Raw genomic sequence first — 16,211 nt, 5'->3', positions numbered from 1 at the left:
GGTCCGGCCATCCGTCGTCGGCGGATGGCCGGAGCGCCCGCGCGGGATCAGGACGATCGCGCCGCGACAGGACCGATCGGCCCCTGCCGTCCTGCTCTCGGCGGATTCTCCTGCGCTCGCACGCCGGGGAGCCCCATGCCGCGACGCGTGCCCGCGACGATGTCGGCCACGTTCGCGCGGAAGTTCGGGCACGTCGAGATGTCGTGCGCGCGGCACTCGAGCGCGTGCAGCGCCATCGCGCGCGCCCGCTCGAGCGCGGCCATGCTCTCGTCGATCTCGGCGAGGTGGCGCTCGAGGATCTCATGCCGCCCGGCCGCGCCCGTGTCGACGAGCGCGCGGATCTGATCGAGGCTCATCCCGGCGGCCTTGCTCGCGATGATGACCGCGACGCGATACGCGTCGGCCTCGCCGTAGCGGCGCCGCCCCGCGCCGTCGCGCTCGGGCGCGAGGAGCCCGCGGTCCTCCCAGTGGCGCAGCACGTGCGTCGCCAGCCCGAATCGCTCCGCCAGCTCGCCGACCGTCCACGCACTTGACTTCATGTCGACATGAAGTCACACACTGGCCTCCTCCCGCAACCCGCACCATCCGGAAGGAGCCGCACATGCACGACGTCGCGATCATCGGAGGAGGCCCGGCCGGCCTCCAGGCCGCCCTCACACTGGGCCGGATGCACCGCTCGGCCGCGCTCATCGACTCGGGCGTCTACCGCAACGCCCCCGCGAGCGCGATGCACAACATCGTCACGAACGACGGACGCCCGCCCGCCGCGTTCCGGGCTGCGGCACGCGAGGAGATCGCCGCCTACCCGACGATCACGTCGGTCGAGGGGAAGGTCGCGTCGATCACGGGCGACCTCGGAGCGTTCGCCCTCGAGCTCGAGAACGGCGATCGCATCGATGCCGGCCGCGTGATCCTCGCGACGGGCGTGGCCGACGCCCTGCCGGCCATCCCGGGGCTCGCCGACGCGTTCGGCGACGCCGTCGCGCACTGCCCGTTCTGCCATGGGCACGAATTCTCGGGCGGCCGCGTCGGCATCATCGGGGCCGGCGAGCACACACCGCGCCTCGTCGCCATGCTCGCGCCGATCGCCGCCGAGACGGTGGTCCTGCCCAGTGACGAGCCCGTCGTCCCGGAGGTGGCGGGCGCGCTCGCGCGGCTCGGCGCCGCCATCCGATCGGGCCGGATCGCCGAGATCGCGCAGGAGGGCGACGGCGTCGCCGCGCGGCTCTCGGATGGCTCGAGCGAGCGCTTCGCGGGGATGTTCACGTCGACCGCGTGGCGGCAGGCCGCGCCGTTCGCCGCGGACCTCGGACTCGCCATGAGCGACGGCGGAGCGATCGTCGTCGACGGGTTCGGCCGCACGAGCCGCGCGGGCGTGTACGCCGCGGGCGACATCGCGCAGCCGCCGGGCCTGCCGATGCCGCTGCACGCGGTCGCCGCCGCTGTCGCGTCGGGGCAGCTCGCCGGCGCCGCGTGCGTGCAGGATCTCGTGGCGGAGGCTCTGGGGATGTAGGGGCGGGCTCAGTCGCCGACGACGCTCTCGAGCGCGGGATGCAGGTGCCGCGATCCGATCGCGATGCGGGCCTGCTCGGCGGCGGCGCGGAGGGCCTCGTCGACCGCCGCCCCGCGCGCCGTCGCCGCGAGGAAGCCCGCCATGAAGGCGTCGCCCGCGCCGTTCGTGTCGACCACGGTCGCGGGAGCGGCCGCGACCTCGAACCGCTCGCCCGACGCCGACAGGGCCACCGCGCCCTCCGCTCCGCGCGTGCAGACGGCCAGGCGCGGGCCGCGGTCGAGGCACGACCGCATGAGGGCCCAGGGGTCGTCGGTGCGGTCCTCGTTCATGAAGACGACGTCGGCCGCGCGGACGAACGGCTCGTGGAAGGCCGACGAGCCGTCATAGTCGTGCAGGTCGATCCACAGCGGGGTCGCGGGCGACCGCTCGACGAGCAGCATCCCGAGCTCGCTCAGGTCGACGACGGCGATGTCGGCCTCCGCCACGGCGAGCGCGGCCGCGTCGACATCCGCCGACGACGGCGTGGTGGGCGTCGAGACGTACAGCGATACGCGCGCGCCGGCGTCGGTCATGAGGTTGACGTGGCGCTCGGTGCGCTCCGACGCGACCCGGTCGACCGTGACCCCTGCCGCCTCGAGCGCCGCGAGAAGACGCGCGCCGTCGGCGTCGTCGCCGGCGGGCGTCCGCAGGCGCACGTCGACGCCCAGGTCGGCGAGGTGCAGCGCCTTGCCGGCCGATGTGCCGCCCGCCGTGTGCCAGGCGCGCTCGGCGAACTGCATGTGCGGAACGGGCTCGGGGAGCCGGTCGAGCACGATCAGATGGTTCCAGGCGGAGGGGCCGCACACGACGACGCGAGGAGAGGGCATGCCCCCATCCAACCGGATGGCGGGTCAGTCCTCCTCGGTCGAGTTCCGCAGCGCCTCGTCGTCGAGGAGCGGCAGGTCGGCGCGCGTCACGAGCTGCGACGACACCGCGTACTCGACGAGGCGCGCGCGGCGATTCGTCGCGAGCTTGCCGGGGCCTCCGCGCAGGCCCTGCACGCCCATCCGGTCGAGCTTGTCGCAGACGTTGTCGAGCTTGCGGTTGAACTTGCTCATCGTCCACCCGAGCCGCGCGGCCGCGGCGCTCGACGACGGCAGCTCGCTCACGCTCACGCCCTCGCGACGCAGCATGGGCTCGGCGAGCGCGACGATGAGCACGCGCTGGAGGGGCGTGAAGCTCACCGGCATCACGGTCGTCTCGCCGCTCATCGACGTCTGCACCTGACTCGAGACCGCGTAGTGGGCCTCCTCCGTGTGCAGCCCGATCTCGTACGTCGTGGGGCCGGCGGTGAAGACGATCACGCTCTGCGCGAAGACGACGGGCATGCGGGCGCCGGGCGAGAGCCACGACTGCACCGCTCCGCCCGCGCTCGAGACGGTCGCCGCGAGGCGCGACCCGACGTTCGCGAGCCACCAGAGGCCGTCGTTGAACGACAGCTCGAGGAAGTGCCGGTGGAGGTACTGGTTGTCGTCGACCTCGAGGTCGCCCTCGCGCCCGATCGAGAAGCGCGCTCTCGGGCTCACCGTGAACCACTCGCCGGCGAACTCGACGCGGAGCGGGCGCTCGGCCCCCGGGACGGTGTCGGTGGGAGCGCTGTCGGGAGCGCTCATGAGGTTGTCAGACATGGAGGACCTCCATCGTGCGATCGCCGAAGCGGATGCGGTCGCCTGGGCGGATCGGAACAGGGACACCGACGGCGACAGGGTACTCGACGCCGGTTCGGATGACGCGCGTGCCATTGCCGGAACCGCGATCGAGGACCGCCATCCCTTCGGCCCGCACGTCGAGGGCGAAATGGGTCTTGGACACCGAGCGGGCGTCGTCGCGGACGGGCAGCGCGTAGGCGACGCGCTCGTCGGGCTCGGGTGCGGGCATCCGGCCGACGAGGCAGAGCCCCGAGACGAGGTACTCCTCGCCCGTGTCGAGGCGCACGCGCGCCTGTGCCGAGGCGGATGGCGCGGGCTCGGCCGGCGCGGATGGCGCGGGCGCGGCGGATGGCGTTAGCGCGGGCGCGGCGGATGGCGCGGGCGCCACGTCGACGCGCGCCCTGGCCCGGCCGCGCGCGGCCTCGAACGCGATCGGGTCGGTCGGGTCGACCGCGCGCAGGTCGATGAGCCACGCGCGCGCCGCATGATCGTGCCAGCCGCGGCGGCGCCCTTCGCGATCCCACAGCGGCGACAGCAGGACGACGGCGGTTCCGACCACGGGCACGACGCCCGCGGCGACGGGGATGCCGACCTTGAGGACCGCCCGCCAGAATCCGATCGGACGGAGTGTGTCGGCGCGGACGGTGCGCAGCTGCAGCAGCTGCTTGCCGAACGTCTGACCGCGCGAACCGTGCGAGGCGAGCTGCACGAGCCCGTAGACGACGAGGAGGAGCGCACCCGTCGCGGCGATGAGGATCCAGAGGAGCTCGCCGGAGAGGATGGCGCGGGGAGCGAGCGCGACCGGCGCCGCGAACACGGCGGCCGGGAGGGCGTCGATCGCCGCCGCGCCGATGCGGCGCCCGAGCGGCGCGGCCCGGAGGCCGAGCTGAGCGGCGCGGTCGACGCTCACGGGGGTCGGCTCCGGCGCCGCCTCCCGTGCGTCGATGATCGCCCAGCCGCTCATGTCACCCCGCGGGCGTCATCAGCGCCCGGGCGGGCGCGCCTTCGAACTCGAACGATGCGTGGCGCCCGTCGGCCGCCTCGAGCCACACGAAGACACGGTCGCCCTCGCGATCCTCGACGGTCTGCAGGATGGCCTTCCCCGCGCCGGCGCCGCCGGCCGCGTCGGGGAACGACGCGAGGCCGCCGGACTGGATCTGCGCGAGCCAGCGGTCGTACGCGCCGACGTCCCCGAACCGGGCGGTCCGGCCCGTGCGGATGCGGTGACCCGACGCGCGCTCGACCCAGTTGCGCGCACGGAAGATCGCGGCATGGGCGAAGAGGAGGCCGAAGAGCCACAGGAACACGAGGGCGATCACGACCCCCACGAACCCCATCCCCGCGCCGCGGAACGGGCGCACGGGGTCGTACCCGGCCTGCGCCATCCCGCTGAAGTGCGCCCAGAACGCGGGCAGGCTCGCCGTGCCGATGATCGCGGCGAGCAGCAGCACGCCCGCGGCGATGCCGTACCCGACGAGCTTCTGTCGCGAGCGCTCCTGCGCGAACCGCTCGGGCTGCGCGCGGAGGAGCCCGAGCTCGATCTCCTGCAGGGCCATCCTCACCACCCCGGGAATCCCGCGCACCCGAGCGCGAGACGGTAGAAGCCCGTGGACTGGTCGGTGAAGAGCCGGTAGGACTCCGCGGCGTCGCCGCGCTCGAGCGCCTCGACCATGCCGCGCACGGTCGAACGGGCCGTCGGGAGCCAGTCGGCGAAGGCTCCGGGCTCGATGCCCGAGCTGTCATCCTCGAGGATGGCCTGCACCTCGCGCGCCGCGACGAGCGCCTCCGCGATGCCCGTCGGGCTCACCGCAGCGCCGATGCTCACGGCGGTCAGCTGGGTCACCGGCTCGCGCAGCCGCTCGCAGCGCTGCGCGAGGGTGTCCGCGGTCGTCGACACAGTCCTGCTCCGCTCCGTGGGTCCTGCCTCGCCGTCGCGCGGGCGCGACGGCATTCGCGATCCTCCATGCTAGAGGCGCGGGCCATCCGCTCCCCGTCCGCGGCATGGGGAGTTCAGCCCATGCGCATGCGCGGCACCCGGGACGGGCGCGCCAGCGGGTCGTCCTGCCCATGTCGGAGACCCGCGCCCGGCGGGCGCGCTGGCTAGGCTCGAGGCATGTTCGACACGCTGCGGCAGGAACTCGCGCGCCGATCCGTGCACCCTCGGGCGGTGATCCTGCCCGGAGACGACGGCCCCGCGCTGGAGGGTGCGCTGCGCCTCTCCCCCGACGCCGACGGATGGCTGCTGGAGACCGTCGACTACGGGCGCGCCTTCGCGCTCGGATCGGCGCCGGACGAGGCCGCCGCCGCCACGCTCCTGCTCGCGTACCTGGACCGCCCGATCCCGGAGGAGACGACGCTGCCGGAGGCGGAGGTCGAGCGCGCCGTGCAGGATGCGACGGCGCACTTCGCCGATCTGCAGGACCGCGCGGCGAGCGGCTCGCTCCTCATCGAGCTGCCGTCCGGCGTCGCGCTGGACCGGATCGGCGCTCTCGACGGCACGATGCTCTTCCCCTACGGGACGGCCTACGAAGCACGCTCGCTCCCGCCGGTGGGCGTGCTGCCCGAGGGCTCGGAACGGCATGCGTTCCTCACCCGGTCGAACGTGCTCGTGCGCGTCGAGATCGCCCAGCCCTGGTTCGGTCAGCGCGGCGGAGGACTCCGCTGCACGCTCGCTCAGGACTTCGTCGGCATCCGCGACCTCGTCGTCGGCGGAGCGCTCGAGCGGATCCGCGTCGACGGCTGACGGCCGTTCAGTCGCGCGGGAGACCGAGCGAGGACTCGACAGCGCGCACCGCGACGGACGCGTCGGACGAACGCGCGAGCTCCCGCGCGGAGCCCCGCTCGACGCGATAGGCGACGAGCACGCCGTCCTCCTCCGCGATGAGCCATTCCAGCTCCATGTCGCCCACCGCGAGCAGCACCCCTGCTCGACGAGGGAGCACGTCGACACCCGCGCGCGCGGCCAGATCCTCGGCCAGGCCCGGGACCGCGGACCGCGCGAGGTCGCCCGTGGCAGCCGGCGCGCCGAACCGCTCGATCGGCGTCCGCTCTCCCCGTGCGAAGTCCTCGTAGTCCTCTCGACGCACGGTCTCCGCGTCCGCATGCCACACGGAGCCGTCGGGCGCGACGTACACGACGGCGTGCCCCGCTGCCCACACGACCGCGAGCTCTTCCGGACCCGCCGTCACCGCGTAGCGGAGGCTCTCCCGGTCGAGATGCTCCCCGCGCTGCGCCGCGAGCCGGCCGAGGAGCTCTCTCGCCCAGGACGCGTGCCGGATCGCACGCGCACCCCAGATGTCGAGCTCGGCCTCGTCGACGAGGGGCGCGTCCGGGCCGCGGGGCGGAGGCGCCGAGAAACTCGTGCGCATCGTCACCGGCGGCCGTCGCGCGGCCGGAACTGCTCCGGCGGCGTGCGCCGCCCCGACCGGAAGACCTCGATGGCCTCGTGCGGGGGCGCCCCCGACCCCGCGAACAGGACGGATTCATCGGCGGCGACGTAGATCCGCCCTCCGCCGCGCACGGCGTGCGAGACGACGACCGCATCGTCGTCCGGCAGCAGCTCGACGCCGAGCGGAGCCTCCTCCGACACCATCCGCCGCCAGTACGCCACACCGACGTCGATGAGACGCTGCTGCGCTGGAGAGGGTGATGCGCCGCTCACGACGAGGCCTCCTCGAGCTTGCGCTTCAGCCAGTCCGGCTGGTTCTCCGGATCGCGGGGGAACCGCTCCTGGTCCTGCGCCCATGCGCTCGCCGCCGGGGCGACGTGGAAGGCCGGCTCGCCGTCGTAGTCGTACCGGGCTTCGACCGACCCGCTCCGCGACACCTCGAGCTCGAGCGAGAACCAGGTCCCCTCGCCCGGCCGGTACATCGCCGCGCGGAGTCGCCTCCGAGGCAGCGCGACCGACGGAGCGTCGAGGAAGGGCTCCTCGCGTCCCTCCCGCACGAGGGAGATCGTGACATCCGCGACGCCGGCGACGGTCGCGGCGCGGTAGCGGATGGCCTCCCAGTCGTCGGGTGCGGCGCTCGCCAAGGTCCTCGCGATCTCCTCTCGGAGCCGCGCTTCGACGAGGAAGGGGGGTTCGACCGCCGCGTCATCAGATGTCGTCATTGAAGAACTCCCTCATCTTCACCTGTCCGTTCTCCGTCCAGCGGACTTGGATGACATCCGGCGTCTTGGCGTTCCCATCGTAGATCGGCGAGATCCGCACCTCGATCGGCGTCTGCGGGTGGGCGCGGCGGAGGTCGGCCCAGTGCTGCTCGAGCGCGTAGAAGCTGTCCGCTCCGCTGTTCTGGTTGACGTCGCGCAGCATCGCGACAAGGTTGACGCTCTCGCCGCCGCCGCCGAACTGATTGCCGAACAGGTGCCCGCCGTCGTAGTCGGCACCGCCCTGCCGACCGACACGGCTCTGCACGCTCTCCGATCGACGCGCGTCGTCGAAGTCGAGGCTGTCGGTGTGCGCTTCGATCGTCCGGCCCCGCTGGTCCGTCTCGAACGTGTGCGTGCTGTTGCCGTTCTCCGTGGTCACGACGTAGGTCGTGCTCGGCTGCGGATTGTGGAGGTCCGGATTCAGTCCGTCCGAGCTGTACGAGGTCTCAACGCGGGTCACCGTGCCGGAAGCGTCGGTGTAGAACGTCCCCCGGCCCTTCACCTCGTAGACGGCGTTCGGCTCCAGCCCCCTCTGCTTCGCGAACGGCGTCCTCGGACGATCCCAGTCGACCGTGTACGTGTGCCGGCCCGCGGCGTCCTGTCCCGTGTGCACGGGCTGCATCCGCCGCCCGCCCGTCCGGTCCCCGCCCGAGCCGTCCCCGTCGGCGCCGGCATCCGCGTCGACGCCTCCGTCGACGACGTCTGACGGGTCGATCGACGCGTCCCAGTTCGTCGCGTCCGGCTCGTCCGGCGGCCACGGCGTCCGCGTGCCGTCCTGGCCGTCGACGACCCAGACCTGCTCGCCGTCGAACACCGCGTTGAACCAGTGCCCGTCGAGGTCGTCGCCGCGGTCGACGCCGACGACGCAGTGGGAGCCCGGTCCCTGAGCGCGCAGCGTGGCCTCGATCTGCTCCGGCGTCATCGGGGTCTGCGGCAGCCCCGTGCGCGCCTCCATCTCGTCGATGTCGAGCGTGCCGGTGTCGGCATCCCGGATCGGCTGGCCGCTCAGGAAGTCGTGCATGTTCGCCGCGACGTTCCCGCAGTTCTCGGCGTACCCGTTCGAGAGGTCGTACGGGTCGTAGCCCGTGTTCGACTGCCCCAGCGCCTCGTCGATCTTGTCGCGGATCTGCTCGGGGCTGTCCTCGGGCGAGGGCGACCGCGGGTCGCGCTCGCCCTCCTGGGTCGCGGGCTGGTCGCCGGAGGCCGCACCCGTCTCGTCCGCGTCCGCAGCGCCATCCGAGGCGTCCGCGGCGCCGTCCGCGGCGTCCGCAGGGCCATCCGAGGCGTCCGCGTCGTGTCCGGTCGCGGCGCCGTTCCGCGTGCTCGATCCGTCGGACGCGTCCGGGGCATCGGGATCGCGGAGGTGGCCGCCGCGCTCGAGAGCCTCCTGCGACATCGGCCGGCCGCTGCCGTCGAGGATGCGCACCTGCAGGCCGCTGCCCGGCTGCCCGAAGGCCGGCGCGATCCGGGAGACCTCGATCCGCCCGCCCGGGGGGAGGCTCACGAGATCGCGGATCGTGTAGTCCGCGCGGAGGTTGCCCGGCGGAAGGGCGCGCGCCTCGAACGGCGTGCCCGGAAGCGAGAAGTAGTCGCCCTGGGGGCCGCCCATGCGATCGAGCTGCCCGCCGTAGTTCTGGTGGAACACGTCGAGGTCGGTGATGTGCCGATACGACCCCGGGTCGCCGCCGTCGTTGCCGGGATACACCGGCCGGTTGTTCGCGTCGGTGTACCGCGACTCCCAGTCCGCCTGCGAGAGCGGGTTGCCGGCGTCGTCGCGCCCGTACGGGGCAGCGGGGTCGGTGACGAGGTGCTGGACGTCCGGGCGGACCGCGCCCGGGTGGGTGTACCGCGGATCGAGCTGCCCGCTGTTGCCCGGCCCCCGCGGGTCGCCGTAGGCCGGATCGATCGGGTTCGACCCGACGGGGCTCTGCGCGCGATCCCACCCGTTCCCGAACTGATCCGGCGAGCTCATCGGGTCGCTGGACGACGGGTCGCTGGACGACGAAGAGCCGTTGCCGGCACCCGCACCATGACCGCCGGCGACGCTGCCGGTTCCGGCTCCCGCCCCCCGGAACGGCATCGCGCGCGGGGCGGCCAGAACGCCCGCCGCCGCGGCGGCGGAAGCCGCTCCGGCCGCGGCAGCCTCCTCGGCCTCCTGCTGCTCCGCGTCCTGCTGGTCCGCGTCCTGCTGGTCGCTCTCGCCGTCGCGGGACTCCTCGGTGTCACCGGAGTCGTCGGTGTGGGACGACTCATCGGCGTCGGACGACGCGTCGGCGTCGGACTCGGCCGAGGTCGCGGCCTCGGTTCCGGCGCCGTCGCCCGCGCTCTGCCCGGCATCCGCATCGGCCGGCGCCGCGTCCGTCTCGCGCGTCGATGCACGACCGGCGGCCGCGGCAGCGGGCGTCTGGTCGCTGTCCGCAGCGGCGTCCGTGCTCGAGTCGGGCGACTCGGTGCTCGTCGAGCTCTCCTGCGGCGAGGCCGCGTCTGCGTTCGAGGCGGAGTCCGTCGAGCTCTCGGGCGATGCGTCCGAGTCGCCGGCCACAGGGTGTTCCGCCGAGCCGTCCGACGGAGAATCCGTCTGCGTGCCCGACTCCGGCGACGCGCCCTCCGGCGAGGTGGCCTCGGGAGCTGTGCCGTCCGGGGCCGTGGCCTCCGGCGAGGTGGTCTCGGGGGCTGTGCCGTCCGGGGCCGTGGTCTCCGGGGTGGTGGCCTCGGGAGTCGTGCTGTCCGGCGTGGTGCCGTCCGGGGCCGTGCCCTCCGGCGACGTGCCTTCCGGCGTGGTGCCCTTGGGAGTCGTGCCATCCGGCGTGGTGCCCTCGGGAGTCGTGCCATCCGGCGTCGCGCTCTCCGGGGTCGCGCCCTCGGGAGTCGCGCCATCCGGCGCCGCGCTCTCCGGGGTCGTGCCATCCGGCGTCGCGCCCTCGGGAGTCGTGCCATCCGGCGTGGTGCTCTCCGGGGTGGTGCCGTCGGGCGACGTGGTCTCCGGGGTGCTCTGCGTCGCGTCGGGCGTCGTGCCATCCGTGCCGTTGTCGCCCGCACCGTTCTCCGGGGCAGAGCCGTTCTCCGGGGTCTCGGCCGAGGGGCCGTCGCCTGGGAGCTCGGCCGGCGCGTCGGGGCTCGCATCGGTGGGCACGTCGACGTGACCGCCGTCGCCTCCCGCGCCCCCGCCATCCGCTCCGCCGCCCGGGGTCGGGCCGTCGTAGTCCGACGTGCCCGCTCCGCCGCCGCCGGCGGTCGTCGAGCCGCCGCTGCCCACGCCGCCGGGGGTCGGACCGTCGTAGTCGGTGCGGCCCGTCCCGCCGCCGCCGTTCGACGATCCGCCGCCGACGCTTCCGCCCGTGGCCGGGCTGTCGGGCAGGTTCGTCGTCGTGCCCGCGTTCTGGCTCGGCGAGGCGTTGCCGCTCGTGTCGCCGGCCGGGTTCGGCGTCACCGTGCGCCCGTTGTTGAGCCCGAGGGCGTTCCGGCCCGCGTTCACGGCGCTCGTGCCGCCGCGCATGCCGGTGGACATGACGCCGCCGATGATCATGCCGCCCACCGCCGCGCTCAGCGGGTTGAACTCGGTGCCGTTCATCGCGGCATCCACCGCGCCGCTCGCGAGGCCGTCGAGTGCACCGCCCGCCGTCTCGCCGCCGACCTGGCGGAGCCCGCTCCGGAAGCCGGGGCCGCCCGAGCCGCCGAGCCCACGCGAGACCGGGGAGGCGACCGCGCCGCCCGCGAACGCGGAGATGAAGGCCGTGCCGACATCCTGCTGCTGGTAGGACGGGTCGTTCTCGTCGTGCGCGGCGTTCATGATCGCCGTCGAGACGGAGCTCGAGATCGCCGACTGGAGGCCCTCACGGCCCGCGGCGAGCGCGGCGCGTGCCGTCACCCCGCGCGCCCCGCGCATCGCGCGGAGGGCGTTCTTCAGCTTGTCGATGAGGTTCTTGATCTTGATGGCCCAGCGAACGACGGTCGCGGCGGCCTTGGCGGAGCCCGCGATCGCGCCGAGCCCGAAGGTGAGGGCGCCGAGGATGCCCGTGATCGCGAGATCCACGGCGAGCTCGAGCGCCATCTGCTGCAGGAAGTCCTTCAGCTGCTCGCGCATGATCTTGAGCTGCTCGACGAAGTCGTCGATGCGCGTCGCGAGGCTCTCGGCGTTGCCGGCGATCGCGGTCGTGGAGGCGCGGAGGCCGTCGTGCGACGTCTGGACCATCGCCTGCTGCGGCAGGCTCATGCCGCCGATCCACGAGAGCGCGCCGTCGGCGGTCGTGCCGCAGGTGCGCACCGTCGTCGCGAGGGTGATCCACGCGGTCGATCCGCGCGCGAGCTTGTCCTCGTCGCCCGTGGGGATCACGACGCCGACCTGCTGGAGGCCCCACTCGATGATCTCCTGGAACTCGCCGAGCACGCCGGGGAGCCCCGGGCCGAGCGCCGAGGGGGCGTCGATGCCCTTCTCATCCTTGACCTCGGTCGCCGTCGCCTTCTCGATCGTCGGAGTCTGACCCGCACCGGGAGACTGCGCGGCGCGGTACATCCGCGCGGTGTTCTCGAGCGCGGCGGCCATGATCCAGTAGCCGTTCGCGATGCTCTGGACCGACTGGAGCACGGCCGTGGCCGTCGCGTCATAGCCGTCGTCGCCGCCGCCGGCGAAGTCCTCGGCGGCGTTGTCGTCGCCGGCCATGCCCGCGACGCCGCTCAGCGACCCCTTCGCGACCGAGACGGCCGATTCGAGCTGCTGCGCGGCGTTCCGATACGTGGCGGCGTCGGCCTCGATCGTGGCCGCGGTGATCTTCACTTCTTTCGACATCGTGCCTATCCCAGAGCCGCCGCGAGGGTCGACCAGTAGTCCTCCATGGCGTCGACCGAGGTCTCGTACGCGACCTGAGCGGCGTGCACCTGCTTCTGCAGGCCCTCCGCACTCAGGCGCATGGCCTCGGCGCCGAGCGCCCAGGAGTTGAACGCGCCGAGGAACGCCTGCATGGCGGGCCCCTGCCACTCGTTCGGGAGCATGTACGCGAACCCGGACGCCCCGCTCCGGAGCGCGTCGCAGTAGCCCACGAGCTCGGTCATCGCCTGCTCGAGCGCCTTGAGCTCGGCGGGATCGGCCTGCTGATCGGTCATCGCTCCCCCTGCGTGTCATCGAACGAGAGCTCGACGTCGGCCTGCAGCGACTCGGCCTGCAGCGACGGGCTCTCGAAGCTCACGGCGCCCATCTCGGCCCGGAGCGACTCGGCCTGCAGCGACGGGGCCTCGACCCGCTGCTCGCCGACGAAGGCCTCGAAGGACGGCGCATCGAGCGATGGGGCCTCGGCGCGCTGCTCCGGCGCGGGCCGCTCGAACTCGGCGGGCCCGGCGTCGCCGTGGATCGACGAGTCCGCAGCCGGCGGCAGATCGGCGGGAGCTGGCTGCCCCTGGGCGTCGAGCCCGGCGGCGTCCTCGCCCGCGCCCGCGCCGCCATCCGCTGGCGCACCGCCATCCGCTGCTGCGCCGCCGTCCGAGGCGTCTTCGCCGGCGTCGACGGCGTCCTCGGGCTTCTGCACGACGCCGTCCTCGGTCTCGACGAAGCCCGCCTCGAGCTCGCTGTCGTCGCCGTGCAACTCCTCGACCGACTCGTCCGACAGGAACGGCGTCGTGCCGATCGAGTCGTCGTCGCCGTCGCCGTCGGTGTCGCCCGAGCCGCCGCCCGTGTAGCGGCCCTTCGAACCGCCGAGAGCGCCTCCCCCGAAGCGCTCGACCTCGTCGTCGCCCGCGTAGTCGCGGCCGAAGAACTCGGCCATGTCCTCGGCGCGGGCCTCGCCTCGGGCGACGCCCTCCTCGAACTGCACGGCGTGCTTGCGCAGGCCCTGCACGCTCGGCACCGTCTGCGCCATCCCCTGGCGGAGCCCGCTCTCGGTCGTGTCGTAGCTCACGCCGGCGGAGATGAGGCCGTTCTGCAGTCCGGTCAGCGACAGGCGCACCTGCTCGGAGAGGGCGACGAACCGCGACCAGTTCTGCCGGAACGACTCGGCGTCGTCGCCCTTCCAGTTCTGAAGCGCGTTCTGGACCTGCGAGTCGACCGACGAGATGTTGCCGTCGAACGTCGCGATCACCGAGCCGAGAAGGCCCGCGACCTCGGCGAGCGACTCGGCCCGCACCCTGAACTGCACCATGGAAGCCCCCTACGCAGGCGCGGTCGTCGGCGCGGACGCCGACGACCGCGACGGATCAGCCGTTGAACGTCGCGGCGATCGCCGACTCGCTGTCCTCGTACGAGAGCGCGGCCTGGTTGAGGAGGTCGCTGATCCCCTGCAGCGACTCCTTGAGCTGGATGCCCGCCTGGTCCCACTGCGAGTAGAGCTCGTTGAAGCTCTGCGACGCCTGGCCGTTCCAGTCGCCCGCGATGAGGCCCTCGACGAGGGACTTGAGGTTCGACAGCTGCGACTCGATCGACTGCGATCCGCTCGAGAGCTGTCCCGCGACGCTGGCGAGCGACTCGGATGTGACCTTGATCTCTGCCATTTCTTCCTCCGTGGTGTGACCGCGCTGCGCGGTGAAGTCGTGCCCCCTGACCCCAGATGATCGGGGTCGCCTCCACGCTAGCCGCGGGCCCGAAATCCGTCTGTGGGGAGGAGTGCCCAGGCGCAGCCGGCGGGCAGGCGGCAGGGGATGTCGCCGGCAGCGACGCCGAGGGCGTCTCCCGGACGCTCTCGACGCCCTCTGCACAGCGCCGCCATCGACGCGCCGGCATCCGCCCGGGACCCGCCGGGATCCGCCCCCGCGACGAGCGCCACCACCGCCCAGGTCGCAGTTTGCGGCCCCAAATCGACGATGGGGGCCGAAAAGTGCGACCGGAACGCGCGTGAACCGCGAGCCAGAGGTCGCGGTGGCTGTGGAGAGCGCGGACGCGCCTCGGCGCGCTGGTGCGACGGTGAGGAGATGGGCCGGCACCGGATGAACCTCCCGCAGGATCTCGGCGACACCTTCGCCGTGCGCGACGCACGCGCGCTGGGCGTCGGGGAGAAGCGCCTGCGCGCGGCCGATCTCGGGCGCCCGTTTCGCGGCATCCGCACGGTCGACCTGGCTCCGTGCGAGGTCGAGGACCCTTACGAACGGCAGCGGCAGCAGCGGCTCCGACTCGCCAGGGCGTACGCGCATCGCCTGCACCCGGGGCATTTCTTCTGCCGCGAGACGGCAGCGTCGGTCTGGGGCGCGCCGCTGCCCCTCGTGTTCACGCCGGACGGAGCTGTCGCGGACGAGACGCACCTCGGCGTCCACGTGGGTGTGATCGGACCGACGGCGCTTCCTCGCGCTCGAGGCGTCATCCGGCACCGCGCGCAGGCGAAGATGACGTCGCTCCGCGAGCACGCCGGCCTGCTCGTGACCTCGCCGGCGACGACCTGGGCCGGCCTCGGAACGCTTCCGCTGCCGGATCTCATCGCCCTCGGCGACTTCTTCTGCCGGGTCTGGCGCGAAGGCGTCGGCCGCCCGACGCCCGGACGGCCCCCGCTCGCCACCGTCGCGCAGCTCGAGGCCGCGCTCGCGACCGGCCGGTGGCAGGGAATCGTCAGGCTGCGCGAGGCGGTCGGATGGATCCGTCCCGACGCCTGGTCGCCCAAGGAATCGCGCGTCCGGTTCGAGCTCGTCTGCGGCGGACTGCCGGAGCCGGAGCTCAACGGCGACGTGTTCGACGATTCCGGACGATTCCTCGCCTGCGTCGACATGCTCTACCGCCGCGAGCGCGTGGCGATCGAGTACCTCGGGATGCTGCACGGGGCCTCGTGGGCTCGCGACGTGGAGCGCATCGCGTCACTGCGCGCAGCGGGATGGACGGTCGTCGAGGTCACCGCACCGCTGCTGGCGAATCCGCGCGAGCTCGTCCGACGCGTGCGTGACGCGCTCGGCGGCCGTCGCGCCTGATCCCGGTCGCACTTCCCGGCCCCAAACCGCCGAATACAGCCGCAAAGTGCGACCCCGACAGCCGCTCCCACCACTCCGGTCGCACTTCCCGGCCCTGAACAGCCGAATACAGCCGCGAACTGCGACCCCAACAGCCGCACCGCCACTCCGGTCGCACTTCCCGGCCCTGAACAGCCGAACACGGCCGCGAACTGCGACCCCGGCAGCCGCGCCCACCACTCGGGTCGCACTTCCCGGCCCTGAACCGCCGAACACGGCCGCGAACTGCGACCCCAACAACCGCGCCCACCACTCCGGTCGCACTTCCCGGCCCCAAACCGCCGAATACGGCCGCGAACTGCGACCCCAACAGCCGCACCCCCACCACCGGCTCAGGCGGGCGACAGCGCGATGTCGACGTCGCCGACGCGGAGGGCGTCGCCCGGGCGCACCTCGACCCGCTGCTCGCCCACGGGGAGCGGGATGGTCCGGTCGCCGCGGCGCAGCGATGAGCCGTTTCCGGAACCGGCGTCGCCCGCCCGCAGGACGCCCCGCTCGAGCTCGAGGTACAGGTGCACGCGCGACATCGACCGGGTCGTGTCGGCGACCTCCACGGCCTGCGCGCCGAGGGTCGCCGCGGTCTGCTCGGGTCGCCGCCCGATGACCGCGCTGCCCGAGACGATGACGTCCTCCCCTGTCGAGAAGACGAGTCGGACCCGCTCGCCCCACGCCTCGCGCGCCCGGGCCGCGGCACGGGTCGCGGGCGGTGCGATGTCGGGCGGCGTCCACGCGGGGGCGGATGGCGCGGTGGCGGCCCTCGAATCCGCGGCCGGCTCCGCGGGCGGCACGGGTGCCGGAGCCGCCGCGCGCTCCGTCGGCTCCCACCCGTCGTCGGCGGCGCGGTCGGCGCGCGTCGTGAGGACGAGCTGCCCGCACGCGAGGCAGTACATGCTGCTGGGTTCGAGTGTCGCAGCGCAGTACGCGCAGCGTGCCGATGCCATGTCAGC

Annotated in this window: 17 protein-coding genes; 3 read left to right on the top strand and 14 right to left on the bottom strand. The window is 73.5% G+C overall.

Going from position 1 to position 16,211, the window contains the following annotated elements; genetic code table 11:
- Positions 1–47 precede the first annotated feature (47 nt).
- Positions 48–539, bottom strand: a complete 492-nt coding sequence (locus tag M1D46_RS02925; RefSeq protein ID WP_456286556.1) for a MerR family transcriptional regulator — start codon at positions 537–539, stop codon at positions 48–50.
- Between the two features lie 62 nt (positions 540–601).
- Here M1D46_RS02925 and M1D46_RS02920 point away from each other — a divergent pair, with 62 nt between their 5' ends.
- Positions 602–1,513 carry an NAD(P)/FAD-dependent oxidoreductase gene (locus M1D46_RS02920; RefSeq protein WP_456286555.1) on the top strand — a complete coding sequence of 304 codons (912 nt, stop codon included), beginning with the start codon at positions 602–604 and terminating at the stop codon, positions 1,511–1,513.
- 8 nt (positions 1,514–1,521) lie between these two features.
- Here M1D46_RS02920 and M1D46_RS02915 read toward each other — a convergent pair whose 3' ends face one another.
- Genes M1D46_RS02915 through M1D46_RS02895 form a run of 5 tightly spaced genes read right to left on the bottom strand, consistent with a single transcriptional unit; the run spans position 1,522 to position 5,152 of the window.
- Positions 1,522–2,379, bottom strand: coding sequence for a carbohydrate kinase family protein (locus M1D46_RS02915; RefSeq protein WP_456286554.1), 858 nt, complete (start codon positions 2,377–2,379; stop codon positions 1,522–1,524).
- Positions 2,380–2,403: 24 nt separating this feature from the next.
- Entirely contained in the window at positions 2,404–3,165 is a 762-nt protein-coding gene (locus tag M1D46_RS02910) for an FHA domain-containing protein (protein ID WP_271172683.1), read from the bottom strand.
- Positions 3,166–3,172: 7 nt separating this feature from the next.
- Positions 3,173–4,165, bottom strand: coding sequence for an RDD family protein (locus M1D46_RS02905; protein ID WP_456286553.1), 993 nt, complete (start codon positions 4,163–4,165; stop codon positions 3,173–3,175).
- Position 4,166: 1 nt separating this feature from the next.
- Positions 4,167–4,757, bottom strand: coding sequence for a hypothetical protein (locus tag M1D46_RS02900; RefSeq protein WP_456286552.1), 591 nt, complete (start codon positions 4,755–4,757; stop codon positions 4,167–4,169).
- A gap of 2 nt (positions 4,758–4,759) precedes the next feature.
- Positions 4,760–5,152 carry a hypothetical protein gene (locus M1D46_RS02895; protein WP_324013188.1) on the bottom strand — a complete coding sequence of 131 codons (393 nt, stop codon included), beginning with the start codon at positions 5,150–5,152 and terminating at the stop codon, positions 4,760–4,762.
- Positions 5,153–5,314: 162 nt separating this feature from the next.
- On the opposite strand from M1D46_RS02895, the gene M1D46_RS02890 reads away from it, so the two are divergent.
- The gene (locus M1D46_RS02890) at positions 5,315–5,944 is read left to right on the top strand and encodes a TNT domain-containing protein (RefSeq protein WP_456286551.1); all 630 of its coding nucleotides are present in this window, start codon (positions 5,315–5,317) and stop codon (positions 5,942–5,944) included.
- 7 nt (positions 5,945–5,951) lie between these two features.
- On the opposite strand, the gene M1D46_RS02885 is transcribed toward M1D46_RS02890, so the two are convergent.
- Genes M1D46_RS02885 through M1D46_RS02855 form a run of 7 tightly spaced genes read right to left on the bottom strand, consistent with a single transcriptional unit; the run spans position 5,952 to position 13,827 of the window.
- Positions 5,952–6,569, bottom strand: a complete 618-nt coding sequence (locus tag M1D46_RS02885) for a hypothetical protein (protein ID WP_456286550.1) — start codon at positions 6,567–6,569, stop codon at positions 5,952–5,954.
- Between the two features lie 2 nt (positions 6,570–6,571).
- Entirely contained in the window at positions 6,572–6,862 is a 291-nt protein-coding gene (locus M1D46_RS02880; protein ID WP_271172618.1) for a hypothetical protein, read from the bottom strand.
- A complete protein-coding gene (locus M1D46_RS02875; protein WP_456286549.1) occupies positions 6,859–7,311 on the bottom strand; it encodes a hypothetical protein in 453 nt (150 codons plus the stop codon). The genes M1D46_RS02880 and M1D46_RS02875 overlap by 4 nt, the downstream gene beginning before the upstream one ends.
- Positions 7,298–12,136, bottom strand: coding sequence for a DNA/RNA non-specific endonuclease (locus M1D46_RS02870; protein WP_456286548.1), 4,839 nt, complete (start codon positions 12,134–12,136; stop codon positions 7,298–7,300). Before M1D46_RS02870 ends, M1D46_RS02875 begins: the two co-directional genes overlap by 14 nt.
- A 5-nt stretch (positions 12,137–12,141) precedes the next feature.
- Positions 12,142–12,450 carry a hypothetical protein gene (locus M1D46_RS02865; protein WP_282978450.1) on the bottom strand — a complete coding sequence of 103 codons (309 nt, stop codon included), beginning with the start codon at positions 12,448–12,450 and terminating at the stop codon, positions 12,142–12,144.
- On the bottom strand, positions 12,447–13,478 hold the full coding sequence (locus M1D46_RS02860) for a WXG100 family type VII secretion target (RefSeq protein ID WP_456286547.1): 1,032 nt from the start codon (positions 13,476–13,478) through the stop codon (positions 12,447–12,449). The genes M1D46_RS02865 and M1D46_RS02860 overlap by 4 nt, the downstream gene beginning before the upstream one ends.
- Before the next feature lie 55 nt (positions 13,479–13,533).
- Complete coding sequence (locus M1D46_RS02855) at positions 13,534–13,827, bottom strand: WXG100 family type VII secretion target (RefSeq protein WP_271172613.1); 294 nt, start codon at positions 13,825–13,827, stop codon at positions 13,534–13,536.
- Positions 13,828–14,244: 417 nt separating this feature from the next.
- Here M1D46_RS02855 and M1D46_RS02850 point away from each other — a divergent pair, with 417 nt between their 5' ends.
- Positions 14,245–15,225 (top strand): hypothetical protein, encoded by a 981-nt coding sequence (locus M1D46_RS02850; protein WP_456286546.1) that lies wholly within the window; start codon positions 14,245–14,247, stop codon positions 15,223–15,225.
- A 371-nt stretch (positions 15,226–15,596) separates the two neighbouring features.
- Here M1D46_RS02850 and M1D46_RS02845 read toward each other — a convergent pair whose 3' ends face one another.
- Positions 15,597–16,205: a hypothetical protein gene (locus M1D46_RS02845; RefSeq protein WP_456286545.1), complete on the bottom strand. Its 609-nt coding sequence runs from the start codon at positions 16,203–16,205 to the stop codon at positions 15,597–15,599.
- Positions 16,206–16,211 lie beyond the last annotated feature (6 nt).

It is taken from the genome of Microbacterium sp. JZ70 (assembly GCF_053903225.1).
This window is presented reverse-complemented; position numbering and strand designations above follow the sequence as displayed.

Bases quoted from the DNA above. Each gene is read 5' to 3' on its own strand.
- M1D46_RS02925 (WP_456286556.1), bottom strand. From the start codon at position 539: ATGAAGTCAAGTGCGTGGACGGTCGGCGAGCTGGCGGAGCGATTCGGG.
- M1D46_RS02920 (WP_456286555.1), top strand. From the start codon at position 602: ATGCACGACGTCGCGATCATCGGAGGAGGCCCGGCCGGCCTCCAGGCC.
- M1D46_RS02915 (WP_456286554.1), bottom strand. From the start codon at position 2,379: ATGCCCTCTCCTCGCGTCGTCGTGTGCGGCCCCTCCGCCTGGAACCAT.
- M1D46_RS02910 (WP_271172683.1), bottom strand. From the start codon at position 3,165: ATGAGCGCTCCCGACAGCGCTCCCACCGACACCGTCCCGGGGGCCGAG.
- M1D46_RS02905 (WP_456286553.1), bottom strand. From the start codon at position 4,165: ATGAGCGGCTGGGCGATCATCGACGCACGGGAGGCGGCGCCGGAGCCG.
- M1D46_RS02900 (WP_456286552.1), bottom strand. From the start codon at position 4,757: ATGGCCCTGCAGGAGATCGAGCTCGGGCTCCTCCGCGCGCAGCCCGAG.
- M1D46_RS02895 (WP_324013188.1), bottom strand. From the start codon at position 5,152: ATGCCGTCGCGCCCGCGCGACGGCGAGGCAGGACCCACGGAGCGGAGC.
- M1D46_RS02890 (WP_456286551.1), top strand. From the start codon at position 5,315: ATGTTCGACACGCTGCGGCAGGAACTCGCGCGCCGATCCGTGCACCCT.
- M1D46_RS02885 (WP_456286550.1), bottom strand. From the start codon at position 6,569: ATGCGCACGAGTTTCTCGGCGCCTCCGCCCCGCGGCCCGGACGCGCCC.
- M1D46_RS02875 (WP_456286549.1), bottom strand. From the start codon at position 7,311: ATGACGACATCTGATGACGCGGCGGTCGAACCCCCCTTCCTCGTCGAA.
- M1D46_RS02870 (WP_456286548.1), bottom strand. From the start codon at position 12,136: ATGTCGAAAGAAGTGAAGATCACCGCGGCCACGATCGAGGCCGACGCC.
- M1D46_RS02865 (WP_282978450.1), bottom strand. From the start codon at position 12,450: ATGACCGATCAGCAGGCCGATCCCGCCGAGCTCAAGGCGCTCGAGCAG.
- M1D46_RS02860 (WP_456286547.1), bottom strand. From the start codon at position 13,478: ATGGTGCAGTTCAGGGTGCGGGCCGAGTCGCTCGCCGAGGTCGCGGGC.
- M1D46_RS02855 (WP_271172613.1), bottom strand. From the start codon at position 13,827: ATGGCAGAGATCAAGGTCACATCCGAGTCGCTCGCCAGCGTCGCGGGA.
- M1D46_RS02850 (WP_456286546.1), top strand. From the start codon at position 14,245: ATGGGCCGGCACCGGATGAACCTCCCGCAGGATCTCGGCGACACCTTC.
- M1D46_RS02845 (WP_456286545.1), bottom strand. From the start codon at position 16,205: ATGGCATCGGCACGCTGCGCGTACTGCGCTGCGACACTCGAACCCAGC.